Annotated in this window: 21 protein-coding genes and 2 tRNA genes; 20 read left to right on the forward strand and 3 right to left on the reverse strand. The window is 57.4% G+C overall.

What is annotated here, in order from left to right; all coding sequences use genetic code 11:
• From DJ69_RS15695 to DJ69_RS15705, 3 genes are all read right to left on the reverse strand, one after another.
• Window positions 1-874 (reverse strand): hypothetical protein (locus DJ69_RS15695; RefSeq protein ID WP_099256468.1); only part of this gene is annotated, 874 nt, incomplete at its 3' end.
• Window positions 871-1,689 (reverse strand): hypothetical protein, encoded by an 819-nt coding sequence (locus tag DJ69_RS15700; RefSeq protein WP_099256469.1) that lies wholly within the window; start codon window positions 1,687-1,689, stop codon window positions 871-873. The genes DJ69_RS15700 and DJ69_RS15695, both read right to left, overlap by 4 nt.
• A 248-nt stretch (window positions 1,690-1,937) precedes the next feature.
• Window positions 1,938-3,041 (reverse strand): sensor histidine kinase, encoded by a 1,104-nt coding sequence (locus DJ69_RS15705; RefSeq protein ID WP_245851741.1) that lies wholly within the window; start codon window positions 3,039-3,041, stop codon window positions 1,938-1,940.
• A gap of 104 nt (window positions 3,042-3,145) precedes the next feature.
• Between DJ69_RS15705 and phoU the strand changes: the two genes are divergently transcribed.
• The 20 genes from phoU to DJ69_RS15795 all read left to right on the forward strand — a co-directional run bounded on the left by phoU (window position 3,146) and on the right by DJ69_RS15795 (window position 24,009).
• Complete coding sequence (gene phoU / locus DJ69_RS15710; protein ID WP_099256470.1) at window positions 3,146-3,820, forward strand: phosphate signaling complex protein PhoU; 675 nt, start codon at window positions 3,146-3,148, stop codon at window positions 3,818-3,820.
• A 5-nt stretch (window positions 3,821-3,825) separates the two neighbouring features.
• Window positions 3,826-4,224 (forward strand): acyl-CoA thioesterase, encoded by a 399-nt coding sequence (locus DJ69_RS15715; protein ID WP_099256471.1) that lies wholly within the window; start codon window positions 3,826-3,828, stop codon window positions 4,222-4,224.
• 125 nt (window positions 4,225-4,349) lie between these two features.
• On the forward strand, window positions 4,350-4,589 hold the full coding sequence (locus DJ69_RS15720; protein WP_099256472.1) for a glutaredoxin family protein: 240 nt from the start codon (window positions 4,350-4,352) through the stop codon (window positions 4,587-4,589).
• Window positions 4,586-5,119: a cob(I)yrinic acid a,c-diamide adenosyltransferase gene (locus DJ69_RS15725; RefSeq protein ID WP_099256473.1), complete on the forward strand. Its 534-nt coding sequence runs from the start codon at window positions 4,586-4,588 to the stop codon at window positions 5,117-5,119. The genes DJ69_RS15720 and DJ69_RS15725 overlap by 4 nt, the downstream gene beginning before the upstream one ends.
• A 136-nt stretch (window positions 5,120-5,255) precedes the next feature.
• Window positions 5,256-5,537, forward strand: coding sequence for a DUF7553 family protein (locus tag DJ69_RS15730; protein ID WP_099256474.1), 282 nt, complete (start codon window positions 5,256-5,258; stop codon window positions 5,535-5,537).
• Between the two features lie 169 nt (window positions 5,538-5,706).
• A tRNA-Val gene (locus DJ69_RS15735) sits at window positions 5,707-5,828 on the forward strand.
• 180 nt (window positions 5,829-6,008) lie between these two features.
• Window positions 6,009-6,083, forward strand: a tRNA-Val gene (locus DJ69_RS15740).
• A 503-nt stretch (window positions 6,084-6,586) separates the two neighbouring features.
• Window positions 6,587-6,913, forward strand: a complete 327-nt coding sequence (locus DJ69_RS15745) for a hypothetical protein (protein WP_099256475.1) — start codon at window positions 6,587-6,589, stop codon at window positions 6,911-6,913.
• Window positions 6,914-7,159: 246 nt separating this feature from the next.
• On the forward strand, window positions 7,160-7,843 hold the full coding sequence (locus DJ69_RS15750) for a hypothetical protein (protein WP_099256476.1): 684 nt from the start codon (window positions 7,160-7,162) through the stop codon (window positions 7,841-7,843).
• Between the two features lie 672 nt (window positions 7,844-8,515).
• Window positions 8,516-11,626 carry a DUF5906 domain-containing protein gene (locus DJ69_RS15755; protein WP_099256477.1) on the forward strand — a complete coding sequence of 1,037 codons (3,111 nt, stop codon included), beginning with the start codon at window positions 8,516-8,518 and terminating at the stop codon, window positions 11,624-11,626.
• Between the two features lie 17 nt (window positions 11,627-11,643).
• Window positions 11,644-12,240 carry a hypothetical protein gene (locus DJ69_RS15760; protein WP_099256478.1) on the forward strand — a complete coding sequence of 199 codons (597 nt, stop codon included), beginning with the start codon at window positions 11,644-11,646 and terminating at the stop codon, window positions 12,238-12,240.
• 106 nt (window positions 12,241-12,346) lie between these two features.
• Window positions 12,347-12,643, forward strand: a complete 297-nt coding sequence (locus DJ69_RS15765) for a hypothetical protein (protein ID WP_099256479.1) — start codon at window positions 12,347-12,349, stop codon at window positions 12,641-12,643.
• A 212-nt stretch (window positions 12,644-12,855) separates the two neighbouring features.
• Window positions 12,856-13,395, forward strand: a complete 540-nt coding sequence (locus DJ69_RS18030; RefSeq protein ID WP_144050465.1) for a hypothetical protein — start codon at window positions 12,856-12,858, stop codon at window positions 13,393-13,395.
• 130 nt (window positions 13,396-13,525) lie between these two features.
• Window positions 13,526-13,786, forward strand: coding sequence for a hypothetical protein (locus tag DJ69_RS15775; RefSeq protein ID WP_099256481.1), 261 nt, complete (start codon window positions 13,526-13,528; stop codon window positions 13,784-13,786).
• Window positions 13,787-14,111: 325 nt separating this feature from the next.
• The gene (locus DJ69_RS15780; RefSeq protein ID WP_099256482.1) at window positions 14,112-17,153 is read left to right on the forward strand and encodes an Eco57I restriction-modification methylase domain-containing protein; all 3,042 of its coding nucleotides are present in this window, start codon (window positions 14,112-14,114) and stop codon (window positions 17,151-17,153) included.
• 337 nt (window positions 17,154-17,490) lie between these two features.
• Window positions 17,491-18,522: a phospholipase D family protein gene (locus DJ69_RS18035; protein ID WP_144050466.1), complete on the forward strand. Its 1,032-nt coding sequence runs from the start codon at window positions 17,491-17,493 to the stop codon at window positions 18,520-18,522.
• Between the two features lie 134 nt (window positions 18,523-18,656).
• The gene (locus DJ69_RS15785; RefSeq protein ID WP_099256483.1) at window positions 18,657-19,394 is read left to right on the forward strand and encodes a recombinase family protein; all 738 of its coding nucleotides are present in this window, start codon (window positions 18,657-18,659) and stop codon (window positions 19,392-19,394) included.
• Window positions 19,395-19,762: 368 nt separating this feature from the next.
• Window positions 19,763-20,263, forward strand: a complete 501-nt coding sequence (locus DJ69_RS18040; RefSeq protein WP_144050467.1) for a hypothetical protein — start codon at window positions 19,763-19,765, stop codon at window positions 20,261-20,263.
• Between the two features lie 152 nt (window positions 20,264-20,415).
• Window positions 20,416-22,248 (forward strand): HNH endonuclease, encoded by a 1,833-nt coding sequence (locus DJ69_RS15790; protein ID WP_180271845.1) that lies wholly within the window; start codon window positions 20,416-20,418, stop codon window positions 22,246-22,248.
• Between the two features lie 228 nt (window positions 22,249-22,476).
• Window positions 22,477-24,009: a hypothetical protein gene (locus DJ69_RS15795; RefSeq protein ID WP_099256485.1), complete on the forward strand. Its 1,533-nt coding sequence runs from the start codon at window positions 22,477-22,479 to the stop codon at window positions 24,007-24,009.
• The last annotated feature ends 70 nt before the right edge of the window (window positions 24,010-24,079 follow it).

Raw genomic sequence — 24,079 nt, forward strand, 5'->3', positions numbered from 1 at the left:
AGACGTCGAGCGCGCGGGCGTTCGAGTGCTCCCGGCGACCGGGGCGCTGCGTGGCGATCACGCCGGCGAGGTCGGCCACGTCGCCCCACGAGCGCTCCAGCGTCCCGTCCTCCAGGCGGTCGGCGAACTTGTGTCGCAGCTGGCGAACGAGGGTGCGAACCCGCACCACCGCCCGCGCGTCGGTCTCGGTGTCGAGCAGCGCCGGTTCGTCCGCGGCCTTCGTCTCCGGGAGGCCGCAGTCGGCGTACGCCTCGATCACCTCGCCGAGGAGCGAGGCGACCGACGCCGGATCCGGTGCCGGGGCTCCGTCGATCCACTCGGCGAACCGCCGGAACCGGTCGTCGACGCCGTCCGCCGCGTCGACCCGCTCGATCCACTCCGCGATCGGTCGCGAACCGTCCGGGAGGGCCTCCCGAGCCCGGTGTACCGCCTCGGGTTCGATCGGCCATGCCGGGTCCGGGGGCGGCGAGCGGTCCGATGCCGCGGCGGGCGTCGACTCGCCCGCCCCCGCCGGCGACCACCGGAGTTCGAGCGGACGCAGGAACGTCTCACGGTCCACGGCGTCTCCGGCCAGCGCCTCGCACACCGACTCGACGAGGGCGTACGGGCGGGTTCGCGTCACGCGAAGCTGCGTCCAGAACACTGGGGCGATCCCGTACTGGAGCGCCGCCCGGAACAGGGGCGCCTCGTACGGGTCGAGGTCGCGGACCGCGACGGCGACGTCTCGGATCGGAACGCCCCGATCTCGGAGTGCGGCCGCCACCGCCATCGCGCTGCGCGCCTCGTCTCGGCGCGTCGGGGACGCGAGTTCGACCGCCGGAACGTCGGGCGGGCGGATCGGCGCCGAGAGCGCGAGCCGGTCGGCGCCCGTCATTCGAACGCCTCCGTTCCGGGGTCGGCGACGGCGAGGAGGTCGGGAACCCGCCGCCGGAGGTACTCCCCGGTCCCCTCGCGAAAGTGGACGTCGACCTCGACGGACGTGGCGGCCAGCAGCCCGTGGACGAGGTCCGTGTGGGGCGCCGACAGACTGCTGAGCCCGAGGAGCGTGAGCCGGTCGACGTTCGGAAACGCCTCTTCCCACGCCGACCCGTTCGTCGCCGTGATCGTCCGCGTCGCGCGGCGCAGGAGCGCCGTCTCCGAGACCGCCTTCGCGGTCAGCTCTCGGAGCTCGCGTTCGATGCCGACCCCGGCGTCGAGGAGCGCCGTCGACTCGTCGTCGATCGGCCCGGCGAGTTCGCCGGCCGTCTCCGTCCACGCCGCGATCCGCTCCGGGTGAAAGTTAGTGGTCGCTTCGACCGCGGTGCGGATCTGCTCGAGGCGTCGCGGGTCGTGGGACTGCACGCCCGTCGGCAGCGAGCGGTCGGTCGAGCCGTCACCCGCCGGGGGGTCGTTGATCGACCGGATCAGCGAGAGGCGGTCCACGCGGTCGACGGCGGCGGTCGGCCGCTCCGCCCTCTCCAACACGCGGAGACAGATCCCGACCGGATCCTCGAAGCGAAACGCGTCCTTGGGCAGCCGCGCCTCGCGAAGCCGACGCTGGACGTTCCGCTGGTGGAGTTCGACCGGGGAGACGACGAGTTCGGTCGGTCGCGGGCGAGCGCGGGCGCGATCGAGCAGCTTCCCTTCGTCGCCGACGTGAAGCGTCAGCCGGTCCGGGATCCCGTCGTCGCGTGTGCGCGTTCCTTCCATTGATCGGGGGCGACAGTTGGTTGGTCCGGGCTACAGCGTCCACCCCGGAACCGTTGTCGATCGCGGACGCTGTCGGTGGGTACGCTGTCGGTGGGTACGCCGTCGGTGGGTACGCCGTCGGGCGGGGACCGCTCAGATCGATATCGAACCGGGGCGTCGCGAAACGCTAGCGCTCGCCGACGACCACTGCGACCACATCCGCGGGAGCATCGTCGACCCCGAGCGGGTGGGGCAGCCCAGCACCGGCATCATCCGCGCCGGGAGCGCGACCGCGACGACGACGCCGAGTCCGGCTCAGACCGTGCCGGCAGGACGATCCGCACGACCGTCCCCTCCGGATCGTTCTCGTCGAACTCGATCGTTCCGTCGGACCCCCTGATAGTCCAGTAGAGAATCCACAGTCCGAGACCCCGCGTGTGTGCGAGAGCCGTCTCCTCGGGGAGCGCGATGGCCTCTCGGTCCGGCGCGGGTATCCCCGTCCCCGTGTCGCTGATTTCCAGTTCCACCGTCTCATCGGGGAGTGCCTCGACCGTGATGTCGACCGACACGTCGGCGGGGTTGTGCTCGACGGCGTTCACCAGCGCCTCCTGAATCGCGAGCGGGAGCGCGGTGTGCGCGATTACCCGACACTCCTCCGGGAGCGTCGAACTGAACGTCGCGCTCGGGTACTCCTGGCGCAGCCGGCGGAGCTGGTCGTCGACGATCGACGCCAGATCGTGTTCGGTCTCGTCGCTGGTGTCCCATATCGACACGATCTTTCTGGTCCGGTCCGTGGTGTCGAGGAGCGCCTCCAAGTGGTCGCGGATCACCCTGAGATCGTCGTCGACGGTTTCCCCGTCGACCGTGCGCTCGACGTTTTCGAGGTGTCCGAGCGCGATCGAGAGCTCGTTTCGGAGGTTGTGCCGCAGGACGCGCTGGTTGATCTTGAGGAGCTTGGTAAGTTCTTGCGTCTCGGTGAGTCGCTCGTTGGATTCCACCGCGTAGAGGCTTCCCCGGGCCCCGACCGCTGCCCCGAGCGAAGCGGCGAAGGCGAGGAGAAAAGATAACTCCCGGTTCACCCCGTCGATCGACCACGTCAACCAGACCAGAAACGCGAGCGCCGCGAACGCGACCGACAGGAGGATCGTCAACAGGAGCGCTCTCCACCGCCCCTCGATGGAGACCGGCCGTTCCGGGAGCTCGTTCCCCGTGTACAAGACGATGGTTGCCAGCCCCACGATCATGAGAACCTCGAGGGCGGTTTCCAACCCCCCCGCTTCCAGTCGAGAGTGGGCGATTCCGATCCCGAAACAGATCCAGCCGAGCACGTAGAAGCCGTGTCGCGGCCGGAGCGTTTCGGTGGAGAACGACATCGATATGCGTACGATCCCACGGGTACCCCCTTTGTTGTTGGGCCCGTAATCGGTCGACTGGCGACGTGTTTTTATACGTCCGGTGAGGGTGATACGGCAACACGATGCCACGCGAACAGTACCAAACGAAACTGGAGGGGCTCCGCGACGACGTGCTCTACATGAGCGAACTCGTCGCCGAGCGGCTCCGGATGGGTCTCGACGCCCTGGAGCGGCAGGACGCCGAACTGGGCGAGAAAGTCATCACCGGCGACGCGGAGATCAACGACCACTACCTCGAACTGGAAGGGAAGTGTACGGACCTCATCGCGCTCCAGCAGCCGGTGGCGGGCGATCTGCGTTTCATCGCCGCCTCGTTCAAGATCATCACCGACCTCGAACGGATCGCCGACCTCGCGACGAACCTCGGGGAGTACGCCAAAGAGGCCGACCGGGAGGTGTTCCCCGACGTCGACGTGCAGCGTATCGGCGACGACACGCTGGCGATGCTCGACGACGCGATGGCCGCCTACGCCGACTCGGACCCCGAGCGGTGCTTCGCGGTCGCCGAGGCCGACAACGAGGTCGACGCCGCCTGCGAGGCCGCGAGCGAACTCGTCGTGCGCGACCTGATCGAGCGCGACGAGCTCCGCGACGAGGAAGACGTGGAGGGGACGATGCAGAACGTCTCGCGGCTCCTCCTCACGATCCGCGACCTCGAACGCGTCGGCGATCACGCGGTCAACATCGCGGCGCGCTCGCTGTACATGATCGAGAACGACGACGAACTGCTGTACTGACCGGCGTGACCACCTACACCACGGAGATCGACGTTCGCTTCCGCGACATCGACGCGATGGGCCACGTCAACAACGCCGTGTACGCGACGTACCTCGAGCAGGCGCGGACCACCTACTTCCGCGACGTGCTCGACGCCGACCTTTCGTCGATTGCGACGGTGTTGGCGTCGCTGTCGATCGACTTCCGGCGCCCGGTCGAACTGACCGACGGGACCGTCGCCGTCGAGATCGCGATCGACGAGCTCGGCACCTCCAGCGTAACGATGGCCCACGACATCCGTACCGGCGGCGAAGTCGTCGCCGAGGCGGAGGCGACGCTCGTGAGCCTCGATCCGGACTCCGGGAAGCCCGCGCCGATCCCCGACGAGCACCGGTCGGCGATCGAGTCGTACCACGGGGTCTGACGGGCGGACAGCTGTCTGCGCGTCCGGCGTCCTCCCGCCCGGCGTCGTTCCCCCGCGCCCCCTCGCTCGGCGGACGCACACCGGAGCCACCTACCTTCTTGCCGTCGCGCGCCGATCGATCGGGTATGTCCGTTCGACTGTACGCTCTCGACGGGTGTCCGTGGTGTGAGAAGGCCGCCGAGGCGTTAGACGACGCCGGCGTCGCGTACGAGACCGAGTGGGTCGACGCGCTCCACTCCGACCGCAACGGGGTGAAGCGAGTCAGCGGTCAGCGCGGCGTTCCCGTCCTCGTCGACGAGGAACGCGGGGTGACGATGGCGGAGAGCGCGAACATCGTGGAGTACGTCGAGAAGAGCCTCGCATGACCATCTACACCGGACGCGGCGACGAAGGCGACACCGACCTCCGGGACATGAGCCGGGTGTCGAAGGCCAGCCCCCGGATCGAGGCGTACGGAACGGTCGACGAGGCGAACGCGCTGATCGGGACCGTCCGTCCGACCGGCCACGACGACCTCGACGACCTCCTCGAAACCGTCCAGAACCACCTCCACGTCGTGCAGGCGGATCTGGCGAACCCGGATCCGGACCCCGACGACCCCGCGGTCGAACCGGGACACGTCGAGACGCTGGAGGAACACATCGACGCGCTCGACGAGGAGTTGGAGCCGCTGCGCTCGTTCATCCTCCCCGGCGGCGGCGAGGCGGGTGCCCGGCTGCACCACGTCCGGACGGTGACCCGGCGGGCGGAGCGACGGGTCGTCGAACTGGCGCGGTCGGAGCCGATCAACGAGGCGGTCGTCACCTACCTCAACCGGCTCTCGGACCTGCTGTTCACGCTCGGCCGCGTCGCGAACGCGCGGGACGGAGAGCCCGAAGAGGCACCCTCGTACTGACGCTCCTTACCGGTTTTCGTCGCTGTTGCCGTGCGGAGCCGACGGCTTCGACCCGACAGCGGCGGCGAGATTACCCCCAATCTGTCCCCGGCAGATAGCCACAAAGAATATATCCGTCGCATACCAAAGGACAGATATGAGCAAACACTTCGAAGACGCACGGTACTACCTCGGTCGAGCGGCTGAGCACGCGAAAGCGGGCGTGAAAGAGGAGTTAGAGCCGGTCGAGGAACGAGTGAAGAGTCTCGTTGGCATCGAAGCGGAGGAGGAGGCGCCGGAGCCCTCGCGGCTCGACCGGCTGCAGGCCGACCTGAAGCAGCTGGAGGAGCGCGCGGAGGGCGAGGCCCGCGAGGCGGTGGCGTCGGCGCGCGAACGCGTCGCCGAGTACCGGGGCCACGACGCCGCGAAGACGGAGTAGGCGCCGGCCACGGTCGTCCGTCGATCCCGCGGGAGTACCGGAGCGGACGACGGGTCCACGAAGCCCCGGTGTGCGTACGCGTCGATCGTCGCGCGGTTGGGCCGCCCGGCGAAGCGCCTTCGCCGTAAGGTAACTCTTAAGTCCGGAGGTCGGATACGTCAAATCGCGCGGGTTGGTGGTCTAGCCAGGTTATGACGGCTCCTTCACACGGAGCAGGTCGGCGGTTCGAATCCGCCCCTAGCGGTGCGCAATCCGCCGATCCTGAAGGACACGAAATCGGCGCGTAACCCTGGCACGCACCCCGAACTGGTATTCGCAGCGCTCACCCGCCGTTTGAATCCGTGCGTGAACCGGGCGATCCTGTCCAGCACCCCAGGCACGTCCCCCGAATCAACTGAAGGAATCATAAAACTACGGGTCGATCCGCAATCCGAACGGATTAAGAGAACCCACACATAATCCGGAAGCACAGGGCTGCTGGTCTAGTCCGGTTATGACGGCTCCTTCACACGGAGCAGGTCCCAAGTTCAAATCTTGGGCAGCCCACTTTTACAATTTCTACAATCAGTAGCGATCGGTACGCTCCTCTATGCACAAAGAGGTCGACCGCGAGGACGTTCCCAGATCCGCTATAGCCTTCCTTTTGCTCATTTCCATCCAAGCCGACGCCTAAAGCGTTACACGTCCGTGTGCCGTCGGGTCCGAGTTTCGAGTCCGCAAGGGAGAGACACAGCGACGTGTACAGCGACGAAAGACCGGCAATCAGCGTACGAGTACACGTCAAGTCGCGGGCCACGCGTCAGGAGAGGAGCGATAACTCACCGGATAGAGTCCAACAAGCCCGACACCGTCGTCGGTAGCTAATACAATCCTAAACACTACGACCAGCGCTTCAGGCGAACCAAATAGCAACAGCGACGAGGTCGCTACCTCGACCGAATCTAACCCGGTTCGAATTCCAGCGAGAAACATTTTCAAATTGGTACTTGACTAAGAATATCGGTTGACTACAAGGGTTTTTACGTATATCAGGATTAAATATAGATGTAATGGTTCTAGAACCCATCCACCCGGGAGAATTCTGGGTCGAACCAGAAGACCGAGCAATCGAAACACAGCTCCGCGCGACCGGCAAACTCGTCGGGTACGGACCCAACCGGCGAAAGCGGGTCGAGTTCCATCCGGACGACGGAACGATCGCTACGTGGAATTCAACCTCTTTCAGCAAAATTCTAGACGAGCTCGCCGACAAGTACCGCGACGACGTACCAACGAACGATCAGATCATCCTCGCACGCGTCGAGTGGCTCGCCGACGCCGAAGAGTACACCGTACAAGAAATCGCCGCCGATGAAATGCAAAAGACCCTCTCGTGAAGCCGTGCGGCGACTGAGCCTCGCCCCCTGATTTTCGCTGTAGTTGCCATCCGGCTGCAGTTCATAAGGTTGAATACCATCTATTACCGGCCCCATTAACGGAAAACACGACCGGGTATTTCGACGCCGAAATACTGGCGAAAAAGCCTGAAAACCCTCGAAAATGTATTTCGCCGCGGTACAAGCTCCAAACGAAACCCCGGGGGGCGGTGAAAGATGCAGGTGGGCGTGTAAAAAATAAACACAATGTCGGAAACAATCCCAGACCCCGTCGCCGCCGCTGTGACACCGAACCGCACCGAAGCCGCGACAGTAATACGAGCACTCCGAAACGTAGGCATCGAATGGATCGAAGACCGACACGTCGAGATCATCCACAGCCACATCGACAACGGAAGCCAAGCATCGATGCTATACCCTCGCGCCGACCCCGACGCCGTGTCCGTCGGTGTTGTGAACCTGCGCGCCGCCGCTGACCCGGGAGAGAGCGCTGCAGCACTCGCCGAATACGACACGTGTAACGCGCTCGTCGTTGCCCGGTTAGACGACCTCGCACTTGATGCGCTTGGGGAAATCGGTGAGAATGGCGTGTCGATCCACGCGTGCAAGGATCGAGTTACACTCCACGCGACGGACGCCGGGCTCACAGACGCCGCTCACGCCGCGCTCAACGCGCTCACAAGTACCGACATCGACTCGGCCGACCTTCTCGATGGGTACCCGTGGCGCGGGGGCCGTCCGCCCCTTGGGACGACGAGCCGGCACGGTGAGCTGAAGCCTGGCGAGAACTATCGCAAAGTCTGCAAAGTACTGCAGCGCGTCGAAGACGACGACTACCTAGACAAGTCCGAAGCTGCCGAGCGACTCAACTGTACCCGATCGACAATTGACGCGGCACTCCGACGCGGCGAGCTATATGGACTCGATTGATACCGGTGAGGTGTCCATCGTCCTCTTAGAAACGGTGGACAGGTTACAGCTCTTCTGCGCACCGATATTATACGGTAGCGGCGATTGTCCACGCTGTCCGCGGAAACAAAGCGGTTACTACCCTGACTTTACACCTCTCAAGGATACCCTTTGGATGCTAACCTAAGGGTAATGCAAGGGTACCCTTTACTGACCTCTCGAATAGACTGGACACGGTGGACACCGTGGACGCCCCCTGTGAAACGGTGATAGCGGACGTGTACTTCTTGAAAATCCGTCCACCGGTGTCAAGGGGTACGGTGGACACTCGATCCGAGGTGTTCGCTGCGTGGCGGATTATCACTCGACACTATTTTCGGTTCGGTAGTATCTCCGATTACGATACAGTCGTACTGATACAGGTTCTTTATATACTTTTTACACAGCTTCTGAGAGTTACGCATAACTATTTTTCGCCGTGTAGAAACCCTTTACCGGCAGTTAAAGATATTCAATTCTGTGAAGGTTTTATAAGTTAGAAGTAAAAAGTATATTGTAAGCGCGACCGGTCACACCTCTCGCCCCGCTCCGAGACACGGACTCGCCGCTGCGTAGTTGTAGTCCGGAATCAAGTGCCGAGCGACCGGGCGGAGCCCGGCCGGCTCGCGTGGACCACCTATCAAGGTGACCCACATGACGGAAGATGTACGCGCCCCTGATAAATCCGGGGGCCCCGACACAGACGCGGCGAAGAACCAGCGAACCAACACGACCGGTAGCGACTCCCCCGCACCCACCGGGACGGGAGACGAAGCCATCGATGCAATCGTATCCCGGTACATCGACGACACCAGCGAGCGGAACGAGCACGGCATCCCGGACTCGTGGCGCGACGGTACCGTGAGCGATATACCCGGCGGAACTGGCGGTATCCCGGACGCGAACGGAGTCGTACTCCGACGCGCGGAACACATGTACTCACGTCACTGTGACGTGGTGGTAGGTGTGGAGAGCGGCGTGCCGGTTACGGTCGTGCGGCAAGTGGTCGACGGACTTCCGCACGGGTCGCAAGACGCGGGTATATCAACGGTCAAGGTTATTATCGACGATGACCCGTCGAATCTACACGACGTGCACCGGTCCCTGGAGCCCGATACTCTCGGGAGTAACACGGATGAGGTACTCGGTGTCACTGACGACGGTGACATCGTCGCCGTCGACCCGCCGGAGACGGAGACTGGTGGCGAGGACCGGGCCGGTGACGGTATCGACGCCGACACGCTCGAAGACCTTGCCGGCGGTGAGGACGTGACGCTCGCCGACGGCACCGTCATCGGTGAGAAGACCGACAGTATGATCGACCCGTACGAATGCGGCGCGTGCGGAAAGGCATTCGAGTCGGAGCACGGACTCAAGACCCATTACGGGTCGCAGCACAGTGGTGTCGACGACGAGGAACGCGAGAAGCTGATGAACGGTGACTTTGGACCGGACACGACGGACCCGGACACCGGCGAGTCACTCCCCGGCGACGACGAGTCGGAGACCCTATCGCAACGCTCACGAGAGAAGAACAAAGCCGAGCAGGACGTACCCGAGCTGTGGGGTGAGGCCGAGTGGCGGTACCAGGCGGCATCGATGTCATCGAGCGATATTCGGAAGCCGGACGCGCGGGATGCGGTCGTCACGGCGCTCGAAGCCCAAGACGACTGGCTCAGCATCCGTGAACGGTGCCAGGAAGGGAACACGCACCTTGCACGGTACGACCCGGACGAGAGCGGTTCCGGTGCGTGGACAACCGATAACATCTACACCTACGTACTGGACGAGTCGAAGGACCGGCTCGGGTCCACTATCACCGACACGGAAGCCGCGCACATCATTCTGGAGCTCGCGTCGCGGAACCGCGTGTCAGAAGACGACGTGAACGCTGGCGACGACGACCGGCTGTTAGTCCCGGTGGCGAACGGGACGCTGGACCTGAGCGACGCCGAGTACGATACGGGGACGCACTCGGTGGACCTGGACTCGGTCGAACTCTTAGAACCGGATAAGTCGCGTATGTGGCAATACCGTATCGACACTGAGTACGACCCCGACTCGGCGGACCTGGACGGGCTCGATGAATGGGTCAAAGAGATCACGCACGACCACCGTGACGACGACCGTCGAATGCTGTGGGAGTGGATAGGACACGCGTTACACCCGGAGTACCCGACTGACGGATTCTTAGTGCTTATCGGGGACGGTGGGTCGGGTAAGTCGCAATTCCTCGGTCTCAATCGGAAAATGGTCGGTGAACACAACACGACCGCTCGGTCCATCAAAGACCTGCAGTCAAGGTTCGGGAAGGTGAACGGCGCGCTTAGTAGCGTGGCGAACATCAACACGGAACTCTCCGGCACGAAACAGGCGGGTATCGGACCGCTTAAATCAATGACGGCGAACGAGCCGACGTTCGTCGAGGATTCGAAGGGCGACGACGGGTCCGAGCAGACGAACACGACGACGATGATATTCGCATCGGACAATCCGCCCGCATTCGGACAGTCGAACAGGGCACTCGGACGGAGACTGTACCCGGTTGAATTCCCGATGGAATACTGTGAGAACCCGGACCCGGAGAACCCGTACGAGTTACAGGCACGACCGAAGCACCTCGTCGAGTCGGAACTGCAGGAAGATGAGGCGCGGCAGAAAGCCGCGCTTGTTCGCGCGGTGCAAGGGCTCGTGCGGCTCATGGAAGAGGGGAACCCGACGACGGATCTTGAATGGGAAGAACGCATCGGGCTATACAATTCGTACGCGGACCCGATCGCCGACTTTCGACGGTCGTGTCTGAAGAAGGCACCGGACGCACCAGGTATCCATACAAATGACCTATCGGCCGCGTACGACCGGTTCGCCAAACTCAACGGGCACGAAGGCAAGACGAAGCGGACTCTCGTCGAGCAGCTGCAGAAGCTCGATATACCGATGCGAAAGCAGCGAACACGGACGTACACGCCCGGCGAATCCCGCGACGTTATCTATCAGGGTATCACGTTTACCGAGGACGCCGTGAAGTTCTTCTTGGAAGAGGATGCGCATTGGGATGCCGGGCTGTACAGGGAGTACGTGTCCATCGGCACTATTGAGACGACCGAGCAGGACGGGCTCGATACCGACAGTAGTAGCGATGCGGACGGGTCGGGCGTGGCGGTCGGTGATGCGCTTGATATGCTCCGGGTCCGCGCGGCCGGGTCGGAGCACGGCCGGTCCGCCGGTCCCCGGTCGGCGGTCCTCGATGCGCTCGCCGTCGCCGGTATCGACGAGCCTAAGGATGAGCTTGATGCGCTTAGGCTCGAAGAGGGTGCGGTGTACGTCGAGGACGGTGAGGTGAGATTAACGGACCCGGTTGAGGCTGATAGGGACAGGGATGACAACGGCGACAGCGGCGACAGCAGTTACGAGAGTGACGGTGACGAGGATGACGGCTTGGGCGGCGACGATGGCAGCGGTGATGAGGATAGTAACGTCGGCGGGTGTGACGACACTGGCGGAGAGTTAGGGTCAGGTGATGCGGTGCGCGTCGATACGCCCCGAGAGATAGCTGACTGCGTGTTACGGAGTATCGAGTTCGACCCGCACTATCCGATCGAAAGCACGGTCAGTACGGTTATGGCTACGGTACCGAGATGTGAGTCTCGGGAAGCCGTCGAGGCGGTCATCAGTGAACTTATTGAGCACGGTAGGATTGAGCAGACAGGATCGCATAGGTTCCGTGTCGTCGATTCGACTGCGGTTAATTGGGGCAATGCCTAACGTGAGGTGTTACAGTTATGGGGAGTTACAACGATTTACAATGGCGAACGGACGAGCTCGCTGCGCTCCCGCGCCCGGAGTACGAGTGGAAGTGGGACGCGGTCGTCGATCCGGACGCCGGCGTGTCCTGGGGCCTGGCGCACCGGCTCAAGGATGCCGGATATATCGAGCCGATTGAGGACCGGCCAGGGTACTGGTCGACAACACGTCGATTCGCGGAATGGGTCAGCGATTGGTTTCCTGATGTCGAGCTCGCAGATCACGGTCAGTCGCGGCTCCCGGTTCCGGACGGCGACCGGTGTTCCGACCAGTCACACGGCCGGAAATCCCGGGGTCAATCGATAAGAAATCCTGGGTTCGAGTCGGTGCAGCTCGATCTAAACGGGTCAGATGCAACGGCTGAATTCGAGGCGGTTCGACGACGGGAAGAGCTCGCGGTGGTTGAGGAAGCTCGCCGAGCTGGAGCGGAGAAGGGCCCGCCGAAGTCGATGCGGGCCGAAGACGATGATCGGCAGCTCGGACTTGACGCGTTCGCCGCGGACGGCGACGCGGTAGCTCCGGGGCGGCTCGCAGCGCCGGACGGGGATGTTATCGGGTCGCCGTCGCTCGCGTAATAATTACCAGGCAATCTCTAAGATCATTCGAGTGGTACGATACGTAGGTAGACTAGACTCAGTCGTTTTACGAGCCTACTAATGGGTCTGTGAGTCCGTCGACGATATGACGGACCGAAACCGCAAGCAACTCGGTGAGACTCCCGAGACGGTGCATGTATGGATCTGCCAGATCAAAGGATCAACGCATAAGACCACGGTGTTCTGCGACAGAGAACGCGCCAGGACGTGGGTACGTGCTCGGCTCGGATCCGACGGTCAATGGCGACACGGCGACTGGCGGGACGTGTATGAGCTTGACTCGGAGCCGGATACCGGGATCGTTGAGTTCAGCGTCGTTGAGGACGCCGTCGGTATCGTTGTTGAGGACGGTGGGACTAGTCCCACCGAACATAACGCGTGATGGGTGTGTGCTAGTTACGGGAAATGTCGCTGCGTACGTTCTCACGAGCACCGTCAAATCAGGCTCATCGCCTGCCAGTAGCCAAGAACGTCGGAGATTGACGATCAATTTTCCGAATCTATATTTAAATACATACCATAGTGGTAACTAAGCGCGGAAGTGCCTCAGAAGGCCCCCGGCGTGGCTGCGCCGGGTGCACCGTGCTGCCAAGCATGACAGCAATGAGTCCTACACAACGCCGACATGAAAGAGTATCGCACCGATCAATCGAGGACTGCCCGGTTATTGAACTCTCCGAGCAGGAGTACAAAATCGGCTGGCATATCGCCGCTGCAAGGACGATCTCATACGAGGGTGTGAGCGACGATCCGTTTGGATCCCAGGACCAATTCCAAGCTCATTTGACAGGTGTGTTAGGTGAGATGGCAGTCGCAAAAGCCGCGAGGAGCGAGATGGATGACAAGATCTATGTGCGTGGTGATCCCGGACATGATCTCCTCGTCGCTGAATACACTACTGACGTTAAGACTACCGCTACACACATTCAGCAACCGGATCTGATTGTCCCGACAGATCGGAAGCTGAGCGCCGATTTGTATATCTTGGCGCATCGAATCGCCGGTCGGAAGATACGCTTGGTCGGTTGGGCTGACCACTGCACGATCACCGACTGTGAACCAAAGCGTGAACCGGGGTCTCAGCTGAACTACATCGTCCCGTTCGAGGAGCTACAGCCAATTCCCACCGAGTAACCGACATATCCAGAGGATATGACGACTCAGGTGCAATACCCTCATCAGCGGGAGCAGCACGCGTGGATAGAGTAGTTGAGTTACATTGATTTGCGAGCTTACTTTTGAATCGGTGAGCCTGTCGACGATGATGAGACGCGACATCGCCGCGGAAGACGACGACACCGTGTGTATCTGGGTATGCAAGCTACAAGGCACAAAGTCTGAGCTCGGTGCGAGAGCTGATCGTGAGCTTGCGCAGGCGTGGGTTGAGAGACGCCTCGATGACGACGGGGAATGGCACGAATATGGGCATAAATACGTTTTCCAGCCGAGCGATGGGATTGACTCCGGAATTGTAGAGTTAGTCCCGGTACACGACGCGGTCGGTATGGTCGTCGAGGAGCCGTGAATGGATGGGACGGATCCCGCCGAATCACGACGCTGCGGCCGTATTCGTAGCCGAATACCGGAGCAAGAGGCGAGCAGATGCGCGAGGATTTAGCAGCGCAGCGCGCGCCAAGAGATGGATCGAAGAGCAAACCGAGCAGTCACTACAGTGGGACCAACCCAGAGAATTCGAGTGGCGTGTCACCACAGACTATCTGATGTGCCGGGTTCGACGAATCCCGTTACACGACCCTCTTACTCTCCGGAGACGCTTCGAGGACGCATTCAACGGCAAGTACGATTGAGTGTCGGAAACTTTGTATCCCATTAACGAGACGGGTATTTCAATGAGTGTCACGGTCGACCAACTTCTTGAAGACATCGACGTAAGCGAAATAGAGTCTCTCGCAAACGAATTCGGAAATCTCACAGACTACGATCGGGACCAGATGAACGAAGCCACGGTCAGGCAGCAGTACATCAACCCGCTTCTACGGGCCCTTGGATGGGACACCACATCAGACCAGGTACTCCCAGAACAACGCACACTGGCCGGCGACGCCGACTACGCACTAAGCCTGAACGGCCGCGAACAGTTTTTCATCGAAGCAAAAGCCCCCGGCAGAAACCTTGACGGAACACGGCGAGTCCGCGGTGAAGAACAGTCATTCGCAGTGCAGGCAATCGATTATGCGTGGCACCAGGGATGCGATTGGGCGGTACTCACTAACTTCGAGGAATTCCGGTTATACTTCACTCACATTCCGAAAGACCGCATCGAGGACGGTCTCGTATTCGAACTCTCAGTAGACGAGTACGCGTCTGACGACGGGTTAGAAGAACTCGCGCAGATCTCGAAACCAGCGGTCCAGAACAGGTCGCTTGAAGCGCTTGAACGGAACCGTGAACGCGAAACCGTTACTGACGAGATTCTGAATGTCCTGTCGAAAGCCCGTGTACAACTCACACAGGACGTGCACGGATCGCACCCTGACCTCGATATGGATGAGCTCAGGGACGGTGTGCAGCGGATTCTTGACCGGTTAGTCGTGATGCGCGTCGCTGAAGACCGGTCCGTTATCCCGCGGGATTCACTGTTGAATATGATGGAGTCATGGTCTGACACGACGATTAACCCGGAAGTCCGGACGCTCGTGAAAGACCTGAAAAACGCGTTCCGGGATTTTGACTCAGTCTACAACTCGGAACTCTTCGCTGAGCACGACTGCGAGGACTACGAAATCAGCAACGATGTCCTCGAAGAGATCATCGAGGAACTGTACGACTACAATTTCGCGTACATCGACGCGGACGTTCTCGGGTCAATCTACGAGGATTACCTCGGGCACGCAATCGAGGACAAGGAAGGCGAGGAAGCCCTCGAACTTGTCACGCAAGCCGATGAGCGGCGAGAAGGCGGGATTTATTACACACCAGTTCCGGTCGTCGAATACATCGTTGAATCAACGCTCGGAGACCGGTTAGACCGGATCATGAGTGACGTTTCGGCCGAGTTAGACGGCGATGACCCGGATTTTGAAGCTGCACGCGAGGAATTCGACCGGATTGAGACTATCAAATTCCTTGACGTGACGTGCGGGTCCGGGTCATTCCTGATTAAAGCATACGACCTCATCTTAGACTGCTACGAGGAGTACAAGCAGTTGGTGCAGGATGCGAACGGTTCCGGGGGTGTGACATCGTACTCAGAAGCGCAGACACTCCCGAACGACTACGAGCAACGCATACTGAGAAACAACCTGTTCGGTGTCGACCTGGACTACCAGGCAACGGAAATCGCCACGGTGAACCTGTTGCTGAAAGCCCTACGGAAGGGTGAGAAACTCCCGGCGATCCTCGAAGACAACGTGCGGCGAGGGAACAGCCTGCTGAACGGTGACCCGGAAACCGTTGCTGATGTACTCGGGATTACTGAAGCTGAAGCGCGTGAACTCGGCGCGTTCCCGTGGGAAGACGAATTCGACGACGTATTCGAATCGAATGGTGGCTTCGACGTTATCGCCGGAAATCCACCGTGGGGAGCCGATATTGAAGGCATTAGAACGTGGGTTGAGCACGACGAACACGGGTTCGACTTAGCAACCGGGCAGTACGATTCGTACGAGTTACTGATGGAAGCCGGTGAAGACATTCTGACTGACGACGGGACGCTCGGATTCATTATCCCGGATTCAATCTTCCGTGAGGAACACGAGGAACTCCGAGAATGGCTGGCCGAGCAGCACACCATCGACCAGGCGCACAAGCTCGGAGAAGGTATCTTCGACGACGTGTGGAGCGGGACAGCCATCGTTCAGTACACGACGACGAAGTCGGATGGGTCGAACACGGTCGAGTGTTCAGTGCTACGTAAAGAGGACCGTGAGCGAATGTCCGGAACGGGCGGGTCGGCATTGTCAACGCTCATCGATGAGCGACGGAACACGAAACCGCAGCAACGAATTCTTGACGAGCCGGATTACAACTTCCGACCGTTTGCTAACGAGGACGACTACGAGATTATGGGTATCATGGAAACCGGAACCGTCGATACGTATGATGTCCTTGATGATTCCCGCGGTGATGAGATAGGGAAATCCGGTGAAGTGATGCGGTGCCCGAATTGCTTCGAGTGGGATACGTACCCGCGATCGCGTGCAGCCTCGAAGGGCGGTGGGTATTACCCGAAGACGTGCACGCACTGTGACCACGAGTACGAGTTCGAAGATGCAGCTGAGACGAGAGAGATCATCAAGGACAACCAGCCGAACGACGAATGGAAGAAACTGTATTTCGGTGAGCACGTCACCAGGTACCGGGAGACGGGCCGCGCGTATATCGACGATTCGATTAGTGGGATTGATTTTGAAGACGAATCGTTGTATGAGCCCCCGAAGATACTGCTTAGGAAGACCGGATTCGGGTTCAACGCGTTCATCGACTACTCGGATGCGCGGTGCTTGCAAGTGGTATTCGTGTTCAGACTGAAAGACGATCGTGACAAGCCGTTCGACCAGTATGATATAGAGTACTTCTTAGGGTTGCTGAACTCCCGCGTGATGCTGTATTACTACACGAAGGAACGGTCCGAGATTGAATGGCAGTCGTACCCATACAAGACGCAAGGCCTTGTGATGGGGTTACCGTTCCCAGAGGTAGATTTTGACGATGAGGAACAGGTAGAGCAGTACGAACGGTTCTGTGAGTTAGTCCGGAATGCGTGCCAGGGAACCGGGAAGATTGATTCTCAGGATGATTGGGAGATTGAACGGTTAGCGTATGAGTTCTATGGGATTCCTGAGAATAAACGCAACCGGATTACGAATGAATTAAAGGAGCTACAACGGCTACAGGTGGTTCGAGAGTTATTCCCCGGTGACGAGGATTAATCGATCGGGACTAAGTCTGAGTGACGGAAGTGTACAGGAAGCTGCTTTCCTGTAAGAAGATCTTCAATAGAGTATGAGTAGGCGTTTAGTTCAGTTTCACTCTCTTCCCTGTTGATGTGAACATCAACTATCCGCCCTTTTATCCCGTGAAACTCTGAATCGGGATCCCGCGGATCAAGTCGTGTTTTCACCGTATCTCCCGGTGAATACGGTGAATTTGATGGTTGATGTGGATCGTTCATTTCCGTTCATTCCAGGTTCTAATGACTACAGTGTCAATCTTATCAAATAGTTGTTTCACCACAACAACTAATATATTATTGCTATCATTTGTTGTATGCTCATTACGGGTGGCCCGGGAAGGCCGATTGAACTGAGCGAACGGATCCACGAAGCAATTGGTACTGTTGTATCTCCAAAGGTACGTGCTGGATTCGCTTACGCAACAGAATCTGGGATTGCCAGTCTCTGCGAAGATGAACAAGGGGTTGACTGGCGTGATGAGAGTCAATCCGAGTGGATTGTTGGGATTGATCAAGGAATTACTGAACCAGACGCACTCCGAGAACTAGCCAACCACAGACATGCTGATGTACGTGTTTTAGTTCCTGGTGGGGAAATTAATCGGAGAGCGTTATATACTCGCCCTCGGTTCCATGCGAAGGTTGTGTTTATACAATCAGAGACGAGTGGGGGTGCTTACCTTATCAATTCCTCAGCAAATATGACTGCTTCAGCGTTAGAAGACACTCCGACAAACTATGAAGTAGGGACAATACAGTCAACCGAAACAGGGCTTACTAACGCCGATATACAGAAATTCAACGAGTGGTGGGAGTACGCATGGAACCGAAGTCAGGTAGTGACTGACGAGTTCCTCAGAGATTACGAGGAAGTAAGAGATGATTGGTTTGAGGATAATCCAGAAATTCAGGAGTTTGAATCATCAGAATCGGTTAATCACGCGAGTGAAGCTACATGTCTATACATAGAAACAAGAGCTATGACTGGTGGGTCAAGGAATCAAATAGAATTGAGTGAAGAATTGAGCCCATTTATTGAGGATAGATACGGTGAAATAACGATCGTATATAATGGAACGACTCACACCGGTTGTTCTGTTTCACCGCGAGTGACAGACCCACCGTTCGGCATGAATATCACTCCAGTGTACCTGCCAACAGGATACGATTACACAGACAGTTGTATTCATTTGGAAAAACTTCCGTTCGATACCAATAACGAGCCAAGATATGAGCTTACAGTAGCTGATCCAGGCGACGATATTGTTAATCAGTGGCGTATGAGAGCCAAAACACAAGGTATTAGAGATGAAACCGGTGGGGGACGAGAATACGGATACTACTGACACTAGCTGCGGAACGACGTTGAAATTAGTACCATTTATTGTATCATCGACCGCCTGTACGCAGCCAGGTAGTCGTGTACAGCCTGTAAGCGAATTTCCTGTTTTATTAGTATACTACTGTTAGTCGACCGTGTATGAGAAACACCGAGAATGTTGCCGCGTACGTTCGTGCAAGCACCGACAAACAAGGATCACAACACCAACGCGACGACATCACCTATTGGTGCGGTCAGAACGACATCAACACCAGCAGCATCGATTGGTACGTCGACTTAGCACAATCCGGGAGCGACCCCGGACGAGATCAATTCCGCGAGTTGACCGACGCCGTCGCAGCAGGCGAATACGATCGTGTTGTCGTTTGGGAAATCTCTCGTTTGGCACGACTTGGAAGCATCTATCAAGAATTCTTCGAGACCGCAGCCGACAATCAAACGATAGTCAACATCACCAACGGGTGGACCGACACGGTTCGCCCGGACGGCACGGGTAAACTCATTGCAGACATCAGTGCTGCTGTCGCTGAAGAGGAACGACGGAAGCTCATCAGTCGTGTGAACTCGGGAATCAAACGTGCCCGGCGCGAAGGTAAATGGCTGGGTGAAGTGCCAGTTGGGTTCGAGCGGAACAGTGAGGGATACTTACGACCCCTCATCGATGCAGACCCGGATGAGGACTCCTACTTAGAGATCCGGAATGCCCTCGAAGCCATCGAAGACGATGAGTCCTACAGGCAAGCCGCGATGGGTCTCAACACCACCCGGCAGACACTCTCACGTATCCACCAAGACGAGGACAGACGGCAGTGGTATCTCGATGCAACGGCCGAAGATAAACGGGTTGAGGAAGCGTTAGCAGAGGTACAACACTAATACTGGCGCGGTCGGAATTTCAATCACCCATACCTGTTTTCACTGGGTTACAACTCAACTTACAGCTATGAGGGTGAAAGATGAGATCCAATGCGCTCGACCGCAGAGATTGGGTGGATTTCGTGTACATCGATCGCCGGACCTGGACCGCAGGCTCTGTTGAAATCCTCTTCTTTAGATACATTATCGACTGAAACAGCTGGTCGATGAAAGATGCTTATTGAATCCGGTCACAGAGTACCTGTTCGTTTTGGAATTCTATTTCTCCCGAAAGTACTTATTCTCAACCACTGTGTCCTGAATTAGTGAAAAGACGCTCATTCTTACTCGGATCTACAGGGATTGTAGGTTTATCCGGGTGTCTCGGAATGCAAGGTGGAAATGAAAGTGGGAATATTCGTCCTGAAGGGAACCCTACCGACGCTCCTAATGAGTTCGTCTGTGAAAACAGCGAGTTCAATAGACATCCTAAGCCGTATGATTCAGACAATCTCAAGTGGGGCGACACAGACGAAGAGTCACTCCGTGTAGATGGACTCTCGTTCAATTATGGGGAAACTGCTGAGATTAGCCTACATGCCAACGAACGAGGTACCAGCGACTCATTTAACTTCGAGATATATACCGAGAACGGGTGGCGCGATGTACGGGGAGTAGTAGGCGACAGTAAGATTGGCTATACTGATGAACTTGTCAATGGTGGCTTCACATGGGAGCTCGAATTGACTGAAGAGGGAATCAGCTCCGCAAGTAATGATACAATTCCCTTGGAAGTGTGTCCTGATCTCGTTTCGGGTCGGTATCGATTCGTATTCTGGGGCTTGACCGGAGACGAATCTGTTGCTGTCAGTTTCGACATTGACGTATGAATACACTGTACTGACCGCACCGGGATAGAATCTATCACTTGCTGAGGATTTCAACAGAACCGGTCATTCGCAACTGAACGAGGAGCCGGACTCGGCAGCCGATTATGAAGTACCCAGGAAAAACTCTTGTAAGAGTACTATGTATTCCAGATATGACTTTCAATCAAACTCACGTATCTGATACGCTGACGTGGACGATCTCGATTGAGGAACCAAGTGACGATGCGTCCGTTACCGACCCGGTCCAGTGTGACTTAGAAGTAGATGTCGGAGACAGGAACGCAATAGACTACCCTGCATCAATCAGGATAACTGAGATTAACTTCACTACACTTGATGACGCTGAGGAACTCATCGCATCACCCGACGATCTCCCGGTCCGGTACTCGTTCGAGATTTCGTCAAGCAATGACCGCCCAACAATCACCCTCAGCATTACTGACAGTGGCGACGTATCCGAAACAGCAACGTTCCATCTCAGTCACAGTGAAGCGGTTCACCTAGCAAGTAAGATCCTGAACGGTGAGGAAACAGACGGGATCATAGAATTGATTGAACAGCACTTCACGTCGGTTTCCAGGTCAACCGGGTTCCGTGGCGAGATCGAACATTTCACATCATTCAACGAGTACGTCCAGCTTCTCGATTTCATTTATGGAGCTGAATCAAATCGGTATGCAGACGATGCTCGGACGGTGATGAAGCGAGTGCTGCGACCACACGGCCCGTATACGGCCGAGTCAATCAACGATCTCGAAACCAAGATCGAGCTCTACAGCTCACAACCGCACCTCGGAGACATCTCTACCAAGGATGTTGTTGTGGAACACATCTATGACGTACTATCCCAGAGTAGTAATAAAGAGAACATAACGATAGACTCACTTGATGAGATCTCTACGCGACTAAACCTTAACCACGACTGGTCGAAACTACTGACTGAAACCGAGTTGAGTCTACTATTAGCCGCGTACTACGTTGAGCGTGGACCAGACGGGGTCGAAGCAGTACTTCACCGGCAAGACCCTGACCAGCTCCACGATATAGAGCGGAGTGAATTTCCGGAACACCTTGCAGACACGCTCATCCAGCATGCAGAAGAAACCAAGAAAGAAAATGCGCTTGTTGCATCCCTCTACGAGCACGCAGCCGAGATATATGACGCGATAGGCGCTGATGAGCAAGCAGCAAGAGCAACAACGCAATCACAAATCAACACTGCATTCCAAGCAATAGAAGAGGAAGACCACACTACTGTACGTGAATCCTTCCGGAACGCAGTACGTGAATCAGCAGAATATCCGAACCTAGGCGGGGAGTTCATCTTCACAGCGAATCAGGAAGCCACTGCGATCAAAAAACAATTCCAACACGACGGTGATTTGGAAACAGCACGTGACAACATTGAGTCATTGACAGAGATAATAAATGAACACCCGACAATTCAAATCGAAGGGCTTGACGATGTCAATGAAACCAAGGAATACCTTGAAGAGAAGAAAGAAGCAACCGACACGGACCAATCTGAAGTACCAATCCCTGACGACGAACGAGACGACGCATCCTTAAAAGACGTTGAACGGGAATACACGGAAGTCCGGCGGAAACAACGTGATCAGCAATTCCGAGACAGAGTCATCCAAGTCTACAACGGGACGTGTGCAATATGCGGCTCACAGCGACGAACTCCAGACGGACGACCGGAAGTCGAAGCAGCACACATCCAACCGGCCGGCGACGACGGTCCAGACAAAATCAAAAACGGGATCGCGCTCTGCAAACTCCACCACTGGGCATTCGATAACGGGTGGATTGCCGTCAATGACAACTACTCAATCATCGTCCGGGATGCCCCGCACGTCAATGGGTACGACGGGTTCTCCGAATTGGAAGGCACCGATCTTGTCTTGCCGAGCGACGACGGCCTTCACCCGGAGCAAGAATTCTTCGAGTATCATCGGGAAGCACACGGGTTCGAAGGGTAGATTCAAAATTACTAATCACAACGCAACACCGATAGATTAGAAATGAAGACACTCTCCACATCGGTCGCAGTCAATCGTACACATTACTGAATGCCTTGTTCTAAATGTAGCCACCCGCTTGTATACGACCACGAAGATCAGTATCTCTACTGTCCAAGGGGCTGTGGACTCCCTGTCGCAAACCGAGACGAGATACATAAAATAGTCGAGGACATCCAAGATAACGTATTGAACGCAACGAACATCCTCGTCCTACTCGAAGAATTCAGCGCCCCGCAAATTATCGGGGAACTCGTTCGGCAAGCAAACCACGCAGCATTCAACTTCACGCAAGAAAACCGGCTCGACTACACCGCCTTCGTCTACCCCGCTTTACTGATTCAACGTGTCTACCGAGAAAACGACTTATTTACTGACGAAATCTCGCACGAACCCGGCGGACGCGACGAACTCGCAGACCGCGTTACTGACGTGTTGAACAAAGGTGTCTCTCTCACTGCCACGTTAGAAGAGGTACATCAAGAATTCCGCATCCCGATTGAGATCACACCTGGACACGGTGATTGGAGTTCTTTCTTCGGTAACCACGCGTTCCTCAAATCCGAGTACTGGTTCTGTATGCAGAGGTGTATGCAGAGCACAATCGGCGGATGGGAAAACATCCGTGAGGACTTCCTCGAAACTAGGGAATCAATGCGGAAATTCGACCGCCCTGACCGAGATGACATCGAAACTCCGTACGACTTCGGGAACGTTTGGTTCGACTTGATCACGAGTCTCGGCTTCGCAACCTCACTTGACCCGGATGCACAGAGCATCTTCTCGACGAACTTTCCCGGGACTGTCACAATCTTCGATATGCGTGCACTTTTCGACCGTATCGAAGAGGAGCCACGCGTCCAGCGACAACTACGAGCCGGCGGACAACACGATCTACGACCTGCAGCGATACGAGAACACACGTTCGACGAGTGCGGCGAAGATGTGTTCGGTGATGAGTGGGCGATCGTCAAGGACAAAATCCTGATGAGCTCAGAAAACACGGATGCACACCCCTTATTCTTCAAAATTACTGGAACACAGGAAATGCAGTTCCAGCCCGGCCGCCCAAAACGCGAACAAACTGTCACTCGGATTCTCTACCCTGACCAGCTCGTATTCATCCTGCAATTCCAGTTATTCCCACTACTACACAACCAGTCACCAGACCGTGGGAAACGGTTAATTGATCGGATTAACGGTGAGGAAAGGGCTCCGGAATTCGAACGGCAAGTCCACGAATATCTAGATGACAATGACATCGAATCATATCATAGTTGTACGCTCCCCGGTCCGAATGATCGGGAAATTGATGTGCTGTTTGTCCGAGATGAAATAGTATACTACGGTGAAGTGAAATTCCTACTTCCTGAACTCGAACTCCGGTCACAGGATGGGATTCAAAATGTCGACGAGGAATACGATGAGAAAATTTTCAACGTGGGATCAGACGATGGGATACCGTACCCTGAGAAAGTCAGTGATTGGCGGTCGTTAGAACCGGGGGATAGATTCTATCACACCGGACAAGAACCATACACGGAGATCCCAAGCGAGTGGAGTGAATACGAGACGCAAATGCTGGTTATCTCAAACTTCACGCCATCCTACATCGAAAAACGGGATGTGCGGTTCATTACAGACTTAGAACTCCGTCAGTGGATAGATAATGATCGAGATGTGTTTTACCCGGTACACTGTTTCGAATCCGATCACAAGTAATCTCCACGCATACACCGGGTTGCAGGTGTTCACCGAATTGGATAGGCCAATACAGGCCGTGTTACGGGTG

The sequence above is a fragment of the Halorubrum persicum genome, from assembly GCF_002727125.1.
GTDB lineage: Archaea > Halobacteriota > Halobacteria > Halobacteriales > Haloferacaceae > Halorubrum > Halorubrum persicum.